The sequence below is a fragment of the Rhodoferax sp. genome (assembly GCF_010365055.1).
Classification (GTDB): domain Bacteria; phylum Pseudomonadota; class Gammaproteobacteria; order Burkholderiales; family Burkholderiaceae_C; genus Rhodoferax.
The window spans coordinates 48,821-64,051 of record NZ_JAAFHA010000010.1 but is presented as its reverse complement, the minus strand read 5'-3'; the positions used below and the strand labels follow the sequence as shown (position 1 = coordinate 64,051).

The 15,231-nt window shown below is 57.6% G+C and carries 12 protein-coding genes; 10 read left to right on the top strand and 2 right to left on the bottom strand.

Annotation, left to right across the window (positions count from 1 at the left end):
* Positions 1-468 precede the first annotated feature (468 nt).
* On the bottom strand, positions 469-2,349 hold the full coding sequence (locus GZ093_RS04535) for a sigma-54-dependent Fis family transcriptional regulator (protein WP_296482702.1): 1,881 nt from the start codon (positions 2,347-2,349) through the stop codon (positions 469-471).
* Between the two features lie 236 nt (positions 2,350-2,585).
* Between GZ093_RS04535 and GZ093_RS04530 the strand changes: the two genes are divergently transcribed.
* From GZ093_RS04530 to GZ093_RS04505, 6 genes are all read left to right on the top strand, one after another.
* Positions 2,586-3,638 carry an NAD(P)-dependent alcohol dehydrogenase gene (locus tag GZ093_RS04530; RefSeq protein ID WP_363260180.1) on the top strand — a complete coding sequence of 351 codons (1,053 nt, stop codon included), beginning with the start codon at positions 2,586-2,588 and terminating at the stop codon, positions 3,636-3,638.
* A 36-nt stretch (positions 3,639-3,674) separates the two neighbouring features.
* Positions 3,675-5,273, top strand: a complete 1,599-nt coding sequence (locus tag GZ093_RS04525; RefSeq protein ID WP_296482697.1) for a hypothetical protein — start codon at positions 3,675-3,677, stop codon at positions 5,271-5,273.
* Positions 5,274-5,385: 112 nt separating this feature from the next.
* Complete coding sequence (locus GZ093_RS04520; protein ID WP_296482694.1) at positions 5,386-6,267, top strand: sugar ABC transporter permease; 882 nt, start codon at positions 5,386-5,388, stop codon at positions 6,265-6,267.
* 59 nt (positions 6,268-6,326) lie between these two features.
* Positions 6,327-7,109 carry a carbohydrate ABC transporter permease gene (locus tag GZ093_RS04515; RefSeq protein ID WP_296482692.1) on the top strand — a complete coding sequence of 261 codons (783 nt, stop codon included), beginning with the start codon at positions 6,327-6,329 and terminating at the stop codon, positions 7,107-7,109.
* A 9-nt stretch (positions 7,110-7,118) separates the two neighbouring features.
* Positions 7,119-8,201, top strand: coding sequence for an ABC transporter ATP-binding protein (locus GZ093_RS04510; protein WP_296482689.1), 1,083 nt, complete (start codon positions 7,119-7,121; stop codon positions 8,199-8,201).
* Positions 8,198-9,262: an ABC transporter ATP-binding protein gene (locus GZ093_RS04505; RefSeq protein WP_296482686.1), complete on the top strand. Its 1,065-nt coding sequence runs from the start codon at positions 8,198-8,200 to the stop codon at positions 9,260-9,262. Before GZ093_RS04510 ends, GZ093_RS04505 begins: the two co-directional genes overlap by 4 nt.
* 392 nt (positions 9,263-9,654) lie before the next feature.
* Here GZ093_RS04505 and GZ093_RS04500 read toward each other — a convergent pair whose 3' ends face one another.
* The gene (locus tag GZ093_RS04500; RefSeq protein WP_296482681.1) at positions 9,655-9,978 is read right to left on the bottom strand and encodes a hypothetical protein; all 324 of its coding nucleotides are present in this window, start codon (positions 9,976-9,978) and stop codon (positions 9,655-9,657) included.
* 316 nt (positions 9,979-10,294) lie between these two features.
* On the opposite strand from GZ093_RS04500, the gene GZ093_RS04495 reads away from it, so the two are divergent.
* The 4 genes from GZ093_RS04495 to GZ093_RS04480 all read left to right on the top strand — a co-directional run bounded on the left by GZ093_RS04495 (position 10,295) and on the right by GZ093_RS04480 (position 15,230).
* Positions 10,295-12,256 carry a RecQ family ATP-dependent DNA helicase gene (locus GZ093_RS04495; protein ID WP_296482678.1) on the top strand — a complete coding sequence of 654 codons (1,962 nt, stop codon included), beginning with the start codon at positions 10,295-10,297 and terminating at the stop codon, positions 12,254-12,256.
* 51 nt (positions 12,257-12,307) lie between these two features.
* Positions 12,308-13,450: a homoserine O-acetyltransferase gene (locus tag GZ093_RS04490; protein WP_296482675.1), complete on the top strand. Its 1,143-nt coding sequence runs from the start codon at positions 12,308-12,310 to the stop codon at positions 13,448-13,450.
* Positions 13,447-14,028 carry a methionine biosynthesis protein MetW gene (gene metW, locus GZ093_RS04485; protein ID WP_296482672.1) on the top strand — a complete coding sequence of 194 codons (582 nt, stop codon included), beginning with the start codon at positions 13,447-13,449 and terminating at the stop codon, positions 14,026-14,028. The genes GZ093_RS04490 and metW overlap by 4 nt, the downstream gene beginning before the upstream one ends.
* Before the next feature lie 80 nt (positions 14,029-14,108).
* Positions 14,109-15,230 carry an alkene reductase gene (locus GZ093_RS04480; RefSeq protein ID WP_296482669.1) on the top strand — a complete coding sequence of 374 codons (1,122 nt, stop codon included), beginning with the start codon at positions 14,109-14,111 and terminating at the stop codon, positions 15,228-15,230.
* Position 15,231: the final 1 nt, after the last annotated feature.

Sequence of the window (15,231 nt, the reverse complement as noted above, 5' to 3'; positions counted from 1 at the left end):
TGATCGCGCAGATCAAAACGTAGACAGAACGCGGAACCGCATTTGTCGGGTCCGTCACAGGGGAAAATCGGTTTTTTGAGGGAGGAACTTCAGGTTAGCAGGACCCGACCAGGCGCGGGCATAGTGGCAATTGGTACGACGGTCGGGACCTGGCAGGAGCCGGTCGGACGACTTGGCGCCGCGAATTCAAGCAAAGTGCCCCGAGCCGTCGTTGGCCTGAGCGATTCAGACGCGATAAAGCCGTCATTCACGCTCTGCAAGGTGGCAGGTCGGGCGACCGCTGAGAGTCGATGCTCTGCGCTTTGACGATCTGAGTCGAGCTTGTCATTCTCCCTGACCAGCTCTCAAATACCGTCACAGATAAAGCCGTGAATTGGAAGCACGCGACGAAAGTCGCGTCGCATCATGTCGTGCAAGTCCATGGCCCGGATAGGCTGCAAGTTATAGAGGAACCAATAGAACTCAAAATCAGCTTACATGTTTGTAAACAGTGGTTCGCGACAGCCCCAACGATCGGGCTGCCTCTGAAATATTTCGTCCTGTTGACCGGTAGATCGACCGGATTTCCCGGCATTTGTGCTGGTTCAAGGGGTGACCGCGGCAGTCATCACAGACATCGGCCACTAGGCCTTGTGAAATGCCGATGTCATCAAACGATTCTTCGTCAATGAACTCCATGTTTCTTCGAACCAGTGCGCGCTGCAATGTGCTTCTGAGTTGGCGGATATTGCCCGGCCAGTCCGCCTTGCGCAGCAACTCGATAGCGGCATCAGTGATCGCCGCTTGCGGTGCGAGTTCATCCATCAGCCGCTTGACGATTGCGACAAAATCCTGTCTTTGCTTCAAGGCGGGCAGTTTCAGGGTGTATGCGTTCAGGCGGTACAGCAGATCGGCGCGGAACAGCCGCGACGCCACCATGTCGGTCAGATCCCGGTTGCTGGCGGACAGAATCTGAACGTCAACCTTGTGAATTTTCTTGCCCCCTACCGGGCGTACTTCCATGCTGTCAAGAAAGCGCAGCAGCGCCGTCTGCGAGGCCATCGGTATATCTGCAACTTCGTCAAGAAACAGTGATCCACCGTTTGCCAAACGAGCCAGTCCAGGAGATCCATCCTGGCGAGCATCGGTGAAAGCACCCCGTTCGTGACCAAATAGTTCGGAGATAAAAAGCGCTTCCGGAACAGCGCCACAGTTCAGGGCAACAAACTCACCCTTGCGACCGCTTAGCGCATGTATATGCTGGGCCATCAACTCCTTGCCGGTACCCGTTTCGCCGTGCAGATAAACCGGCATTTTCAAGCGAGTTGCGTTTTCAAGTCCGACCATGGCATGGCGCAATGTTGCATCCTGGCAGACGAAGCCGATGTCTATTTGTTCACGCACAATCGCGATGTCTCTTGCCTCCGTGGACATTGGAGTGCGGAATAAATTCGACGAATGAAGGCGCGCGCCAATCTGCCGGCAGGCCATGAACACACTGCTGCCAGCGCGGTCACGGATGCGAATGATGCCACCGCAGAGCAGATTCTCCATGGCAGAGCCAAACTTGCCGTCAAAAAGTGTTTCGAAATGCATGCCATGTGCGGCGAGAAGCCCCGCCAGCAGCGATTGCCCCGGGCGGTTAATGGAAGAAATCTCGCCTTCCCGCGATACCGCAATCAAACCTGACGACAAGGTATTGAGATATTCAGGACGGGGATGAAACGCAAAGATGAAATGATCCGGGCGTTCTTGGTAGATTAAACTATTTTCGACCGTGGCGGCAGCCATCTTCACGAGCGCGTGCGTATGCTGTTGCCGGGCTTCGCTGGAACAGGAGGCGTCGATCAAGCCCGCAATTTTCCCTTCGGCGTTGAGGATCGGCGCCGCCATGCAGCTGAGTTGACTATGACAGCTGAAGTAATGCTCACGACCATAGATGGCTACCGGCGACGCTTCGAGAACAGCCAGGCCGAGCGCGTTGGTGCCGCGTTCAACCTCGGTCCAGATGCTGCCCGGAATGATGGCTTTTCCGGCGCGGCTGTCGGCAAAATGCGGGTCGCTGATGGTGTCGAGGACGACGCCTTCGGCGTCGGCAAAGGCAATGACAAAATTGGAACCTGCAATCTGCGAGTACAGAATCTGCATTTCTGCCAATGCCAAGTGGCGCACCACCGAATCGCGTTCCCGTCTTTGATGGACATCGGTAAAGGGAATGACCATATCGCGCATTTGTGCCTCAGGCGCCAAGCCGTAGTCACGGCATCGCTCCCAACTGGTCGCCACCGTAACGGGCAAAGCCCCGGCGGGAAAGCGATGACCACTCTCTAGCGCGCGACGGGCGCGATCAATCCCGGATAAGTGTTGCATGTCTCCTCCTTCAGGATACTTTGCCCTAATGGAATAGGCCCATTCTAGGAGCACTCAGAAAATCTTCAATGTGCAGAAAGTGAACAGTATGAACAAGTCATGTTCATTGTGTGTTCAGCCCTCATTCGTTTGCACTCGTGTGCGTCCCCCTCAAAGCAGACTTTTTTTCGGTTGGCATGAAGTCTGCATTGTGTGACCTGCATAACGGCATGTTGCCGACACAGGAGACCAACGAAATGAAAGCACAGGTACTTAAAGCCTACGACGAAAAGCTGACCGCAGACCAATGGGTTTCGATGGAAGATGTTCCCGACCCCACCATCACCAAACCAACCGACGTCATCGTTCGCATTGGCGGTGCCGGTGTCTGTCGAACCGACCTGCACGTTATTGAAGGTGTCTGGAGACCCCATATGGACCCGAACGGCAATGCGCTGCTACCGTTCATCCTGGGCCATGAAAACGCTGGTTGGATCGAAGCCATTGGCAAGGACGTTGAAAATCTCAAGGTTGGCGACCCCGTCATCGTTCATCCCAAAATATCTTCAGGTACCTGCCTGGCGTGCCGACGTGGTCACGACATGCATGGCGACGGCAAATTTCCAGGCCTCGACTCGAATGGCGGCTATGCGCAATATCTGGGTACATCCGAGCGCAACATCATTCCCTTACCCCGGACCCTGGCACCGAAGGACGTTGCCCCCTATGCAGATGCCGGGCTTACTGCTTACCACGTCATCAAGAAAGCCACACGACACTTATTGCCGGGTGATCGCTGCGTCGTCATCGGAGCTGGTGGATTGGGACACATCGGCATTCAGTGCCTGAAGGCGATGTGCGCGGCTGACATCATTGTGGTGGACAAGTCGGAAGCTTCGCTCAGTCTTGCTGGCAAGTGCGGCGCTGACCATCTGGTTAAGGCCGATGGCAACGAGGTGGAAGCCGTGATGTCCTTGACCAACGGACAGGGCGCGGAGGCCGTGATTGATTTCGTTTGTGAGCACGGCACGACCAGCAAAGGTCTGGCGATGACGCGCCCAATGGGAAGCTACTACGTTGTCGGTTACGGTGAGGATGTGAAGGTTCCAACGGTGGACCTGGTCATCACCGAGAAAAACATCATCGGCAATTTGGTTGGTACTTGGGCCGATCTGTATGAGCTGATGGCACTCGCCGATCGAGGCCTTGTCAATCTGACCACAGTGGAATACAAGCTCGCCGATGCCAATCAAGCCCTGAAAGATCTCCATAACGGGAAGATACACGGACGTGCCGTGCTCATTCCATAAGCCTGCAGTACATTAGCCATCAAAAGAGGAAGACACATGAACTACACATCGAATCGCACCCTTTTTCCTGCAAAGAAATGGCAAAAGCCAGTTCTGTTGACGGCCGTTGCATTAGGCCTGCTGCAGCTCGGCGCCACCTGTGCGCAGGCAGCCAACATTGACTATAGCAAGTACGGTGACTATGGCAAGTACGGCTCGGCCGCCGACGTTCCCGGAATGTGCTCCTTTGAAGCCATCGCCAAGAAGAACTACAAGGGCCGTACCTTGAAGATCATCACCCATGCAGTTCCTGTTCTGGGTGAGCCCACTGATGTTCATGCAAAACAGTTTCAGGACTTGACTGGCGCCAAGGTTGACGTGGTTCATATCCCATTTGGTGACCTTTATCAGCGGATCATGATTCCATTTCAAACCGGACAGGCAGCCTATGACGTTCTGTTCTACCCATCGCTGTGGATTGGTGACATGCAGAGCCATCTTGCACCGGTGCCAGCCGCTTATCAGGCCTCCAGTGGTATGAAAGACGTGACGGCCAATTACCGTGATGTGGCGACCTGGGGCAATCAGATGGTGCAGTATCCGGTCGACGGGGACCGGCACTACATGAAATACCGCTCGGATATTTTCAGTAATCCGCAGATGCAGGCCAAATACAAGGAAAAAATGGGCAAAGAGCTGAAGGTTCCTGCTACCTGGGAAGACTATAACGACGTAGCCACATTCTTCTCCGGTTGGGACTGGGCTGGTGACGGCAAGCCCCACTTTGGCAGTGCCGAAGTTACCAAGCGCGATGATCTGATGTTCTCGGCATTCATCAGCCGTGTTGCCGCTTACGCCAAGAATCCGAATGTCAAAGGCGGTTTCTTCTTCGATCTGAAGACGATGAAACCCCAGGTTAACAATCCTGGCTGGGTGCGTGGTCTTGAAATGTTCATCAAGGCCAAAGCAGCATTTCCACCTGGAGGCACCAACTTTGGACTTGGTGACGAAATCTTCTCGTTTGGTGGTGGTCAGGCCCTGATGAGCTACAGCTGGGACGATGCCTTCATTCAAGCCATGGAGAAGGACAGCCCGATTCGGAACAAGGTTGCAGCTGCACCGCTACCCGGCGCCAACGATGTGTGGAATCGCACCAGCGGCAAGTGGGACCACTTTGACCTACCGAACGCCCCGCCCTATATCACTTGGGGTTGGACTTCGGCGGTTGCCAAAGCGTCCAAGAGCCAGGACATGGCCTTTGATTACCTGTGCTTTTTCTCGAATGAAGCCAATGACAGTCTGGACCTCCAGATCGGCCGCTTTGGTATCAACCCATTTCGCAAGGCTCACTTCGACTCGAACTTCTGGCAATCCAAGTTGGGCTGGGACAAGAACGTAGCTGACACTTATGTCAAGACCCTGGGGGGCATGGATAGCAGCAATAACCGCGTGTTTGATTTGCGCGTGCCAGGTGTCAATCAGTTCATGTCGTCACTGGCCAACGGAGTGGCAGAAGCAATGGCTGGTCAAAAGACCCCTCAAGCTGCTCTCGATGGTGTCAGTCAACAATGGAACGATATTGTCAACAAGATCGGTGTTGACAAGGTTCGCGCTGCTTACGCCAATGTTGTGAAGCTCGAAGACAAGGGCCGCTGATTTGTCATGCGCGTTGAAGATGAGGTCATGTCCAACAGGGGCATGGCCTCATTTTTTTCAATCGGTGTAGTTCTGTCGCAAAAACGCGCTGCACACCAACCAAGGTATTGTCATGGGTGAAACTGGCCTGAGACCTTTCAAGCTGGCCTTCCTGCTGCCCGGCTTGCTGATCTTGCTTGCGATCATATTATTCCCGCTGCTGTTTACCATCCGGGTCAGTGCTTCGGGTTGGGATGCCGTAACACCGGGTCTGAGTTGGATAGGCGGCAAGAACTATTCTGTGCTGTGGTCAGACACCCGGTTCTGGGAATCGCTGGTGCGTCTGGGTGGCATGGCGCTCGGAACCGTCCTGATTCAGTACGTTCTAGGCTTTGCGCTGGCGCTCCTGGTCTGGCATGACGTCAAGGCGCGTCGGTTCTTTCGCCTGCTGTTCCTGATTCCCATGATGACAACCCCGGTCATCATGTCAGTGATCTGGCGCACCATCTTCCACGAATCACTGGGCCCTGCCAATGATGTACTCAGCATGATCGGGCTGGGCCCGTATCCCTGGTTAACCTCTTCAGGGTGGGCTGTGGTCAGCGTGATGATTGTCGAGATCTGGCAATGGACACCGTTTATGTTCTTGCTGCTGCTGGCCGGATTGATCAGTCTGCCCCGGGAGCCGTTTCTGGCAGCCGCCATTGACGGTGCTGGCCCGGTTCGAACTTTTTTCAATGTGACCTTTCCCCTGATGGCAACGGTGTCTATCGGTGCCATCATGATCCGGCTGATCGAGGCATCCAAACTGATGGAAACGGTTTATGTCTTAACGTCAGGCGGCCCGGGCACTGCCACCGAGACCTCGGGCTACTACATTTACATCAAAGGCTTGCGCGACTTTGACATCGGCTATGCAGCGTCCCTTTCAATCACCTATCTGGTGATCATGATCGTGCTGCTCACTGTTGTTGGCAAGCTGCTGCACCGTTTCCTGATTGGAGGGCGTGTTTAATGCCTCGTCTATTCACCTCTCTCAAGTATCTGGCGATTGCGCTGTGGAGCGCTTTTGTCGTGGCGCCGTTTTTGTGGGCACTCACGACCAGTTTCAAAACCGCCAACGGAATTACAGGTGGACCTACCTACCTGCCATGGCTCCAATATGAGCCGTCACTTCATGGCTGGCAAAGTCTGTTTGGCGCGGGCGGTGGCATTGACATTGTCCATCCCTATATTGACAGTCTGATCGTAACCACCAGTGCCAGTTTCATCAGTATCGTATTGGGAACACTGGCCGCTTATGGACTGTCCAGATTTACCTATCGCGCCGGTTTTGTAAAGAATGAGGACTTGATTTTCTTCTTCATCTCGCAGCGAATCATGCCACCCATCGTATTGGCAATTCCATTTTTCCTGATGCTCCAGTGGCTGGGATTGTTGGACAGCAAGCTGGGCTTGATTTTGGTTTATGTGGCGCTGCTACTGCCTATTGCGGTCTGGATCATGGTTGATTTCTTCAACAATGTTCCGCGTCAAATTGACGAGATGGCAATGCTCGATGGCTGTACCCCTATTGAGGCGTTTTTTCGTGTGGTGCTTCCCAACTCTTTACCGGGCATCATCGTCGCCGGAATGTTCTGCCTGATTTTTGGCTGGAATGACTTTTTCTTTGCCTTCACGCTCACCTTCACCAATACACAGTTATTGCCAGTGGCGGTGGTTGCGCTGAACTCGTCGGTGACGCCGTGGTGGAGTCTGTCAGCCTCGGCATTGATCTCGGTGGCCCCCCTGTTGTTGGTCGCCTTCGTGGTTGAACGCTTCTTGTCACGCGGCAATCTTGCCGGTGCCATTCGCTAGAGGGTCACCATGAGTTTGCAACTGACCGATTTTTGTCTTGACATCGATGGTGTTACCCATTTGGGTGGCATCAGTACACAGTTTGAGCGCGGGCGTCTGACGACGGTGATTGGCCGAACGCTGGCCGGCAAAACCACGCTTATGAGAAGCATCGCGGGCTTGCAGGTGCTGGACAAAGGGGAACTGGCACTGGACGGCCGGAGTTTTTCCAGCTTGTCCGCGTGGCGGCGCGATATTGCGATGGTCTATCAGCAGTTCATCAACTATCCGCATCTGAATGTGTTTGAAAATGTCGCATTCCCGCTTCGTCGTAAAGGCTTAAGTGAAGACGCGATTCGCAGTCGCGTGCGAGGTGTGCTTGACAAGGTTGGCTTGCAGGGCTTTGATGCGCGCCGGCCGTCGCAACTTTCGGGCGGGCAGCAACAACGGGTCGCGTTGGCACGGGCACTGGCCCGGCAAGCAGGTATCCTGATGCTTGATGAGCCACTGGTCAATCTTGACTACAAATTGCGTGAGCACATGCGAACCGAATTTCGCAGCCTGCTCGCAGATCAGGATCAAACCATTGTGATCTACAACACCACTGAACCGGCCGAGGCCATGTTGTTGGGCGATACCGTGGTTGTGATGCATGAAGGACGTATTTTGCAAACTGGCACCCCCTCGGACGTATTTGACCGTCCAGCGTTTATGCAGGTGGCTGCCGTTGTGAACGATCCACCGATGAACTTCATTCCAGGACGCAAAGGGCCTGACTCCATTGAACTGACCGGCGGAATTCGTGTCGGCCTGCCGTCGCACTTGAACAGCCTGTCGAGCGGTGATTACTGGTTTGGGATTCGGGCCAGCGAACTCCGAGTAGGGGATGACTGCGTAAATTGCCAGGTGACATTCTCGGAGGTCTCTGGATCAGAAACTTTCTTGTACGTTGACTCGCCCGCTGGCGCCCTTACCCTGCAAGTCGAGGGCGTTCACATTCATGAATTGGGTGAGACCTTGGGGATAGCCATCCCGGCTGACAGGTTGTTCGCCTTTGAGACTGGCGGGCAACGGCGTTTGGCTGGCTCGCCAGCCACTGGAGCCCAACTATGAGCCAGATTCGGTTGTCCCGTGTCGGGCATTCCTACGGCGAAAATGTCTACGCCTTGATGCCGGCCGATCTGGTGTTCGAGCATGGGAAAACCTATGCACTTCTGGGGCCGTCTGGCTGTGGAAAAACCACCATGCTCAACATCATCTCCGGTCTGTTGCAGCCGTCAGAGGGAAAGGTGTTTTTTGATGACCGTGATGTGACCCAGATTCCAACGGCACAGAGAAATATCGCACAGGTATTCCAGTTTCCGGTGGTTTATCAATCCAAGACCGTGTTTGAAAATCTGGCATTTCCGCTGCAATGCCGCAAGTGGGAACGGTCCCGTATTCGCCCCAGAGTGGAGCAGGTGGCAGAGATGCTGGGCCTGACATCACGGTTGGGTCTGGCGGCACGGGCCCTGACGGCGGACGAAAAGCAGTTGATCTCACTGGGCCGGGGACTGGTCCGCGATGACGTCGCCTCGATATTGATGGATGAGCCGTTAACGGTGATCGATCCGCAAATGAAATTCGAGTTGCGCCGCAAGATCAAACAAGCGCATGTGCATGCGCGCCAAACGGTGATTTATGTAACGCATGACCAGAACGAAGCCATGAGCTTTGCCGATGAAATTCTGGTCATGATGGACGGTCGGATCGTGCAGCGCGGGACGCCAGAAGATCTTTTTGAGCGTCCGGCAAATACCTACGTTGGGAATTTCATTGGTTCGCCCGGCATGAACTTCTTGCCGATCAGGCGCGAGGCCGAGAAGTTGACGCTGGGGGGACTGCCTCTTCCCTATCCTCCAGTGAGGCTTCCAAAGGGTGAGATCACGTTGGGTGTAAGGCCAGAGAACTTGTCTTTCACATCGGACACAGACCCAGATAGTTTTCCGACAACTATCCTGTCCATTGAGGATCATGGCAGCGTCAGAATTCTGGAATTGGCGTTAGGTGACGCCCGTGCCCGAATGAAGCTTCCGAGAGAAAAGGCGGTGCCGCCTGGTAACACCACGTTGGCAGTGCGAGCCACCCGTTTCTGCTATTACGTGAACGGGGAACTTGTTGTCGAGCCTTCTTGACTGCCAATAGCCCACATCTGCGACATCATCCGCACCCCTTTCGGCCGCTACAGGAAGACTCGCAAGAGCGAGATTTCGTTTCCCTAAAGCGGTCGGCGACCACCGTCGAGATTTGGTCGGCTGTGTGAGTTCGCCTGGCCGCCCCGACTGCCCGGTAACGCAGCTTTGCGGGTATTGGAAGTGGCCGTCATTCCGGCCATTTATGCCTTGGTGAAGCAGTGGCGGCTGAAACGGGGGCTGGAGAGCTGAGCGGCACGATTTATAAAAATAGGCTCTAGCCCCCGTCTAAATTGCTCAAGCAGCTGCTATATTGATAGCAATTTGTGCCAGCAGTGTCATCCTTTTCTCCTCGTTTCGAACCCCACCACGAGCAGCAGACTCGCAGGGCAACGTCACTCTTCTTCCAGTCGTGGCGGCGACTGCCCCTCGGCAGGTTCTCCCGTTTCTGGGTCGATCCAGGTGGAGATTCCAATCTCTTCCTCGGCCTCCTGCAGCGTTTCGCCTGGCCCCGCATCCGGCTCATCAGATGCCGCCATATCGGCCTGGGCGAGCTCCAGGCTCTCGAAGGGACCAAACTCCTGTTTGCCATCAAGGGCCAGCCAATAATACCCATCCGGTCGCGCCATGATCCGTTCAATTTCACTGTCTGGGTCCGACTCTTTTTGGGCAAATGCTGGTTCGCTGACAGCGCCCGTGACTGGCACTTTGTGTTTCATCATGTTCCTCCGTTTGCAGTAATGTCCACGCTGGTCAGGCTACGCGCCATGAAGAATATTTGTTTGAGAAGAGTCAAGCGAGCGCGCTGCAGCACCGCCCTTTTTCAGTTGACAGTTATTTCTGCGGACTGCAACCGGATCGCCAGCGAGCGCTGCATTGAATTGCGCATGAACGTCAGCAATGGGGTTTCTGCGACGTCATTGACGAGCCTCCCGCAGGCCAGGCGCTTTGCGGCACCGATGAATGCTATGGTTGGCAGCTGTGCGCGCAGCCCCTGAACACTTGAATTAAGCCATGCGACCGTTGACTCCTGCCATGCTGCCAACCTTAGAGAGCGTTTTTGGCTATCCACAGTTTCGCCCCGGCCAGGCGACGGTGATCAGCGCGGTGCTGGCGGGCCGATCCGCCGCGGCGATTTTCCCCACGGGCTCGGGCAAGTCGCTGTGCTACCAGTTGCCCGCGCTGTTGCTGCCGCACCTGACGCTGGTGGTGTCGCCCTTGCTGGCGCTGATGCAAGACCAATTGGCCTTTTTGACACGCCATGGCATTGCGGCAGCCAGCATCGACTCGGCGCAAAGTCGCGAGCAAACGCAAAGCGTGATGGCGCAAGCCCGCGCCGGCCAGCTCAAGATCTTGATGATCTCGGTCGAGCGCCTCAAAAACGAGCGCTTTCGCAATTTCATCGTGCAAATTCCGATCTCGCTGCTGGTGGTCGATGAGGCGCACTGCATCTCGGAGTGGGGCCATAACTTCCGGCCGGACTACCTCAAGCTACCGGACTACCAGCGCCAGTTCGCTGTTCCCCAAACCCTGCTGCTGACCGCGACCGCCACGCCGCCTGTGGTGGCCGATATGCAAGCCAAGTTTGATATTGCTGCGGCTGATGTGGTCTGTACCGGCTTTTACCGCGCCAACCTGAATTTGCGGGTGGAGCCGGTCAGCGGCCGCGACAAGCTGCAGCGGCTCGTGAAGTGGCTGGCCGTGCGCGCCAAGCAGCCGACCATTGTCTATGTGACCCTGCAAAAAACCGCCGAGCAGCTGGCGCAGCAGCTAACTCAGCACGGTGTTGCCGCGCACGCCTACCACGCGGGCATGCTGCACGAGCAGCGCGAGTCCGTCCAAAAACAATTCATGGCCGGGCACATCCACTGCATCGTCGCCACCATCGCTTTTGGCATGGGCATTGACAAAAGCGACATCCGCAACGTGGTGCACTTTGATCTGCCGAAATCGATCGAGGGCTACAGCCAGGAGATTGGTCGTGCGGGCCGCGATGGCCTGCCGTCCGACTGTCTGGCGCTGGCCAACCGCGACAGCCTGCAGGTGCTGGAGAACTTTGTTTATGGCGACACGCCCGAAGCTGCGGGCATCCGCTGGGTGCTCGATGAGATTCTGGTGGTGGCGCCCGGTCAACCTTGGGAACTGATGCTCAATGCCCTCTCAGAGCAAAGCAACATTCGCCTGTTGCCGCTGAAAACCCTGCTGGTGCAACTGGAGCTGCGCGGCGTCCTGGCCGCGCGCTACGCCTATTTTGCCGAGTACCGGTTCAAATACCTGATTGAGCCCGAGGCGCTGCTGGCGCATCTCAAAGGCGAGCGCCAGCAATTTGTGCAGGCCATCCTGCGCTGCGCCAAACAGGCACGCACCTGGTGCACGCTGGACTTTGCGGCGCTGTACCAGACCTACCCGGCCGAACACAGCCGGGTGGTCACGGCGCTGGACTACCTGGCGACCCAAGGCTGGATCGAACTGGAGGCCAAGCAAATGACCGAGGTCTATACGGTGCTGGCGCCGGGCTTTGATGCGCAAACGCTGAGCGGGGAGCTGGCAGCGTATTTTCAGGCCAAGGAGGTCAGTGAAATTGCACGCATCCACGCCATGCTGGCTTTTTTCGCCAGCGAGCAATGCCTGAGCCAGCGCCTCGCCGCTTACTTTGGCGACAACGCCGGGCCGCTGCGCTGCGGGCATTGTTCGGTCTGCCACGGCCAGGTCGCGCGCTTGCCAGAACCCGCGCCACGGGCAGCGCTGGCCGGGCAGAACTTTCGGGCCTTGTGTGGCGACTTGATGGCTCGCCACCGTGCACTTAGCCCCAGCCCGATGAGCGCCGACAGTCTGACGCGTTTCTTGTGCGGCGTGGCCGCGCCGCTCTTGAGCCAACTCAAGGCGCGCAGCCTGGCGGGTTTCGCTGCGCTGGAACAGCACCCGTATGCCGAGGTGCGGCACTGGGTGGAGCAGCAATTGGCAGACCTTGAGCAGGGTCTGCCCCCAACTGATTAAGATGTGGCATCGCCTAGAGTCAGGCGACGCCTACCTGGCCCGCCCCAACCGATGAAAATGATCGCTACCCCCCAGTCCATGCAGTTCGATAGCATCTTGCCCCTGCAAAGTGGTGCCTCGCTGCGTGACTATGCGCTGAGCTTTGAGACCTACGGCGAACTCAACGCTGACAGGTCCAACGCCGTGCTGATCTGCCACGCCCTGAACGCCTCGCACCATGTGGCGGGCGTGTACGCCGGCCAGGACAAATCCGAGGGCTGGTGGGACAACATGATCGGCCCGGGCAAGCCGCTCGATACCGACAAGTTCTTTGTCATCGGCGTCAACAACCTGGGCTCCTGCTTTGGCTCCACCGGCCCGATGCACACCAACCCCGACACCGGCCGCATCTATGGTGCGGATTTTCCGGTGGTGACGGTCGAGGATTGGGTCAACGCGCAGGCCCGCCTGCTCGATGCCCTGGGCATCCAGACGCTCGCCGCCGTGATGGGTGGCTCCTTGGGTGGCATGCAGGCGCTGAGCTGGACGCTGCAGTACCCCGAGCGCGTGCGGCACGCGGTGGTGATTGCCAGCGCCCCGAACCTGACGGCCGAGAACATTGCCTTCAACGAGGTGGCGCGCCGGGCGATCGCGACCGACCCCGACTTTCATGGCGGGCATTTTTACGCGCACGGCACCGTGCCCAAACGCGGCCTGCGCATTGCCCGCATGATCGGCCACATCACTTACCTCAGCGATGACGTGATGAACGAAAAATTTGGCCGCCAGCTGATTGCCGCCAGCCAAAGAGGCGGCGGCGCCGACTATTTGTTCAGCACGCTGGAGGCGGAGTTCCAGATCGAGAGCTACCTGCGCTACCAGGGCGACAAGTTCGCCGAGTACTTTGACGCCAACACCTACCTCTTGATCACGCGCGCGCTGGACTACTTTGACCCGGCCCGCACCTATGGCGGCGACCTGAGCCACGCGCTGGCGCGCGCCCGCTGCAAATTTCTGCTGGTGAGCTTCACCACCGACTGGCGTTTTGCGCCCAAGCGCAGCCGCGAGATCGTCAAGGCGCTTTTGCACAACCGGCGCGATGTCAGCTATGCCGAGATCGACGCCCCCCATGGTCATGATGCCTTTTTGCTCGATGACCCCCGCTACAGCAGCGTTGTTCGCTCTTACTTTGATAGTGTCGAGGTATCGGCATGAGCGACCTGCAAACCATGGACGCGCTGGCCCAGCTGGTGCCGGAAGGTGCCCGGGTGCTCGACCTGGGCTGCGGCGACGGCGCCATGCTGGCGCACCTGCAGCGCACACGCGGCTGCAGCGGCTACGGCATCGAGATTGACGACGCCAACGTGCTGGCCTGCGTCAAGCGCGGGGTCAATGTGATCCAGCTCAATCTGGATGAGGGTCTGTCGATGTTTGAAGACGCATCCTTTGACGTGGTGCTGCAGATCGACACCCTGCAGCACCTGCGCAATGCCGAGGTGATGCTGCGCGAGACAGTGCGCGTCGGGCGCTTCGGCGTGGTGGCTTTCCCCAATTTTGCGCACTGGCCGAACCGCCTGAGCATTTTGACCGGGCGCATGCCGGTGACGCGCCGCTTGCCGTACCAGTGGTTTGACACGCCCAATATTCGCGTCGGCACCCATGCTGATTTGGGTATTCTGGCCGGGCGCAACGGCTTGACGGTGCTCGATAGCTTTGGCCTGCAAAACGGCCAGGTGGTGCGCCGACTGCCCAATCTGCTGGCCGGCACCTCGGTCTACAAGCTGTCAAGATAAGGCCGAGCTTTTTGGTCCCTTTGATTTCGCGCCTTTGCCCCCAGCTAGTTCATCCAACCCGTTAACCATGACTGCCTCCTATGCCACACCGCACCGCTACCCTGTTTGACCCGGTTCATGCCGGCGACTTGACGCTTGCCAACCGCATCGTGATGGCGCCGCTGACGCGCAACCGCGCGCCCGACGCCATCCCCACGGCGCTGATGGCCGAGTACTACACCCAGCGCGCCAGCGCCGGCCTGCTCATTTCTGAAGCCACCGCCATCAGCCACCAGGGTCAGGGCTATGCCGACGTGCCCGGCTTGTATGGCTCAGAGCAACTCGAAGGCTGGAAGCATGTCACGAACAGTGTGCACGGCGCCGGCGGCAAGATCGTGGTGCAGCTCTGGCATGTGGGCCGGGTCTCGCACACCAGCCTGCAGCCCGAGGGCGGCCAGCCGGTGGCGCCGTCGGCCATCGCAGCCAAAACCAAGACCGTGCTGCTGCAAGACGACGTGCCGGTCTTTGTCGACACCTCGGAGCCCCGCGCGCTTCAGGCCTATGAGTTGCCCGACATCGTGCACACCTACCAGGCGGCCGCGCGCAACGCGGTGCAGACCGCAGGCTTTGACGGGGTCGAGATTCACGCGGCCAATGGCTATTTGCTGGACCAGTTTCTCAAGGCAGGCTCCAACCTGCGCCGTGACGACTACGGTGGCAGCATCGAAAACCGCGCCCGCCTGTTGCTCGAAGTGGTGCAGGCCGTGACCGCTGCCGTGGGCGCTGGGCGCGTCGGCATTCGCCTGTCGCCCGTGACCCCGGCCAACGATGCCTTTGACCCCGATCCGCAACCTTTGTTTGACTACGTGGTGCGCGAACTGGCGGCGTTCAAGCTGGCTTACCTGCACATCATTGAAGGGGCCACCGGCGGTGCCCGCGAACTGCCTGACCGCCCGTTCGACTACACCGGTTTGCGCCGCGCCTACCGGGCCGCCGGTGGCAAAGGCGCCTGGATGGTCAACAATGGCCTGGACAAAGAGTTGGCGCAAGCCGCCATTACCGTCGGTGCTGACCTGGTGGCCTTTGGCCGGCTCTTCATTGCCAACCCGGACTTGGTCAAACGTCTGCGCGTAGGCGGCCCGTTCAACCCATGGGACAGCAATACCTTCTACGGCGGCGGCGCCAAGGGCTATACCGACTACCCCGCTTTGAAGGGCGCCTGAA

What these genes read in the sequence shown, in the direction of transcription:
- GZ093_RS04520 (WP_296482694.1), top strand. Translation starts at nt 5,386, where the DNA reads ATGGGTGAAACTGGCCTGAGACCTTTCAAGCTGGCCTTCCTGCTGCCC.
- GZ093_RS04530 (WP_363260180.1), top strand. Translation starts at nt 2,586, where the DNA reads ATGAAAGCACAGGTACTTAAAGCCTACGACGAAAAGCTGACCGCAGAC.
- GZ093_RS04480 (WP_296482669.1), top strand. Translation starts at nt 14,109, where the DNA reads ATGCCACACCGCACCGCTACCCTGTTTGACCCGGTTCATGCCGGCGAC.
- GZ093_RS04525 (WP_296482697.1), top strand. Translation starts at nt 3,675, where the DNA reads ATGAACTACACATCGAATCGCACCCTTTTTCCTGCAAAGAAATGGCAA.
- GZ093_RS04505 (WP_296482686.1), top strand. Translation starts at nt 8,198, where the DNA reads ATGAGCCAGATTCGGTTGTCCCGTGTCGGGCATTCCTACGGCGAAAAT.
- GZ093_RS04490 (WP_296482675.1), top strand. Translation starts at nt 12,308, where the DNA reads ATGAAAATGATCGCTACCCCCCAGTCCATGCAGTTCGATAGCATCTTG.
- GZ093_RS04510 (WP_296482689.1), top strand. Translation starts at nt 7,119, where the DNA reads ATGAGTTTGCAACTGACCGATTTTTGTCTTGACATCGATGGTGTTACC.
- metW (WP_296482672.1), top strand. Translation starts at nt 13,447, where the DNA reads ATGAGCGACCTGCAAACCATGGACGCGCTGGCCCAGCTGGTGCCGGAA.
- GZ093_RS04535 (WP_296482702.1), bottom strand. Translation starts at nt 2,349, where the DNA reads ATGCAACACTTATCCGGGATTGATCGCGCCCGTCGCGCGCTAGAGAGT.
- GZ093_RS04495 (WP_296482678.1), top strand. Translation starts at nt 10,295, where the DNA reads ATGCTGCCAACCTTAGAGAGCGTTTTTGGCTATCCACAGTTTCGCCCC.
- GZ093_RS04500 (WP_296482681.1), bottom strand. Translation starts at nt 9,978, where the DNA reads ATGAAACACAAAGTGCCAGTCACGGGCGCTGTCAGCGAACCAGCATTT.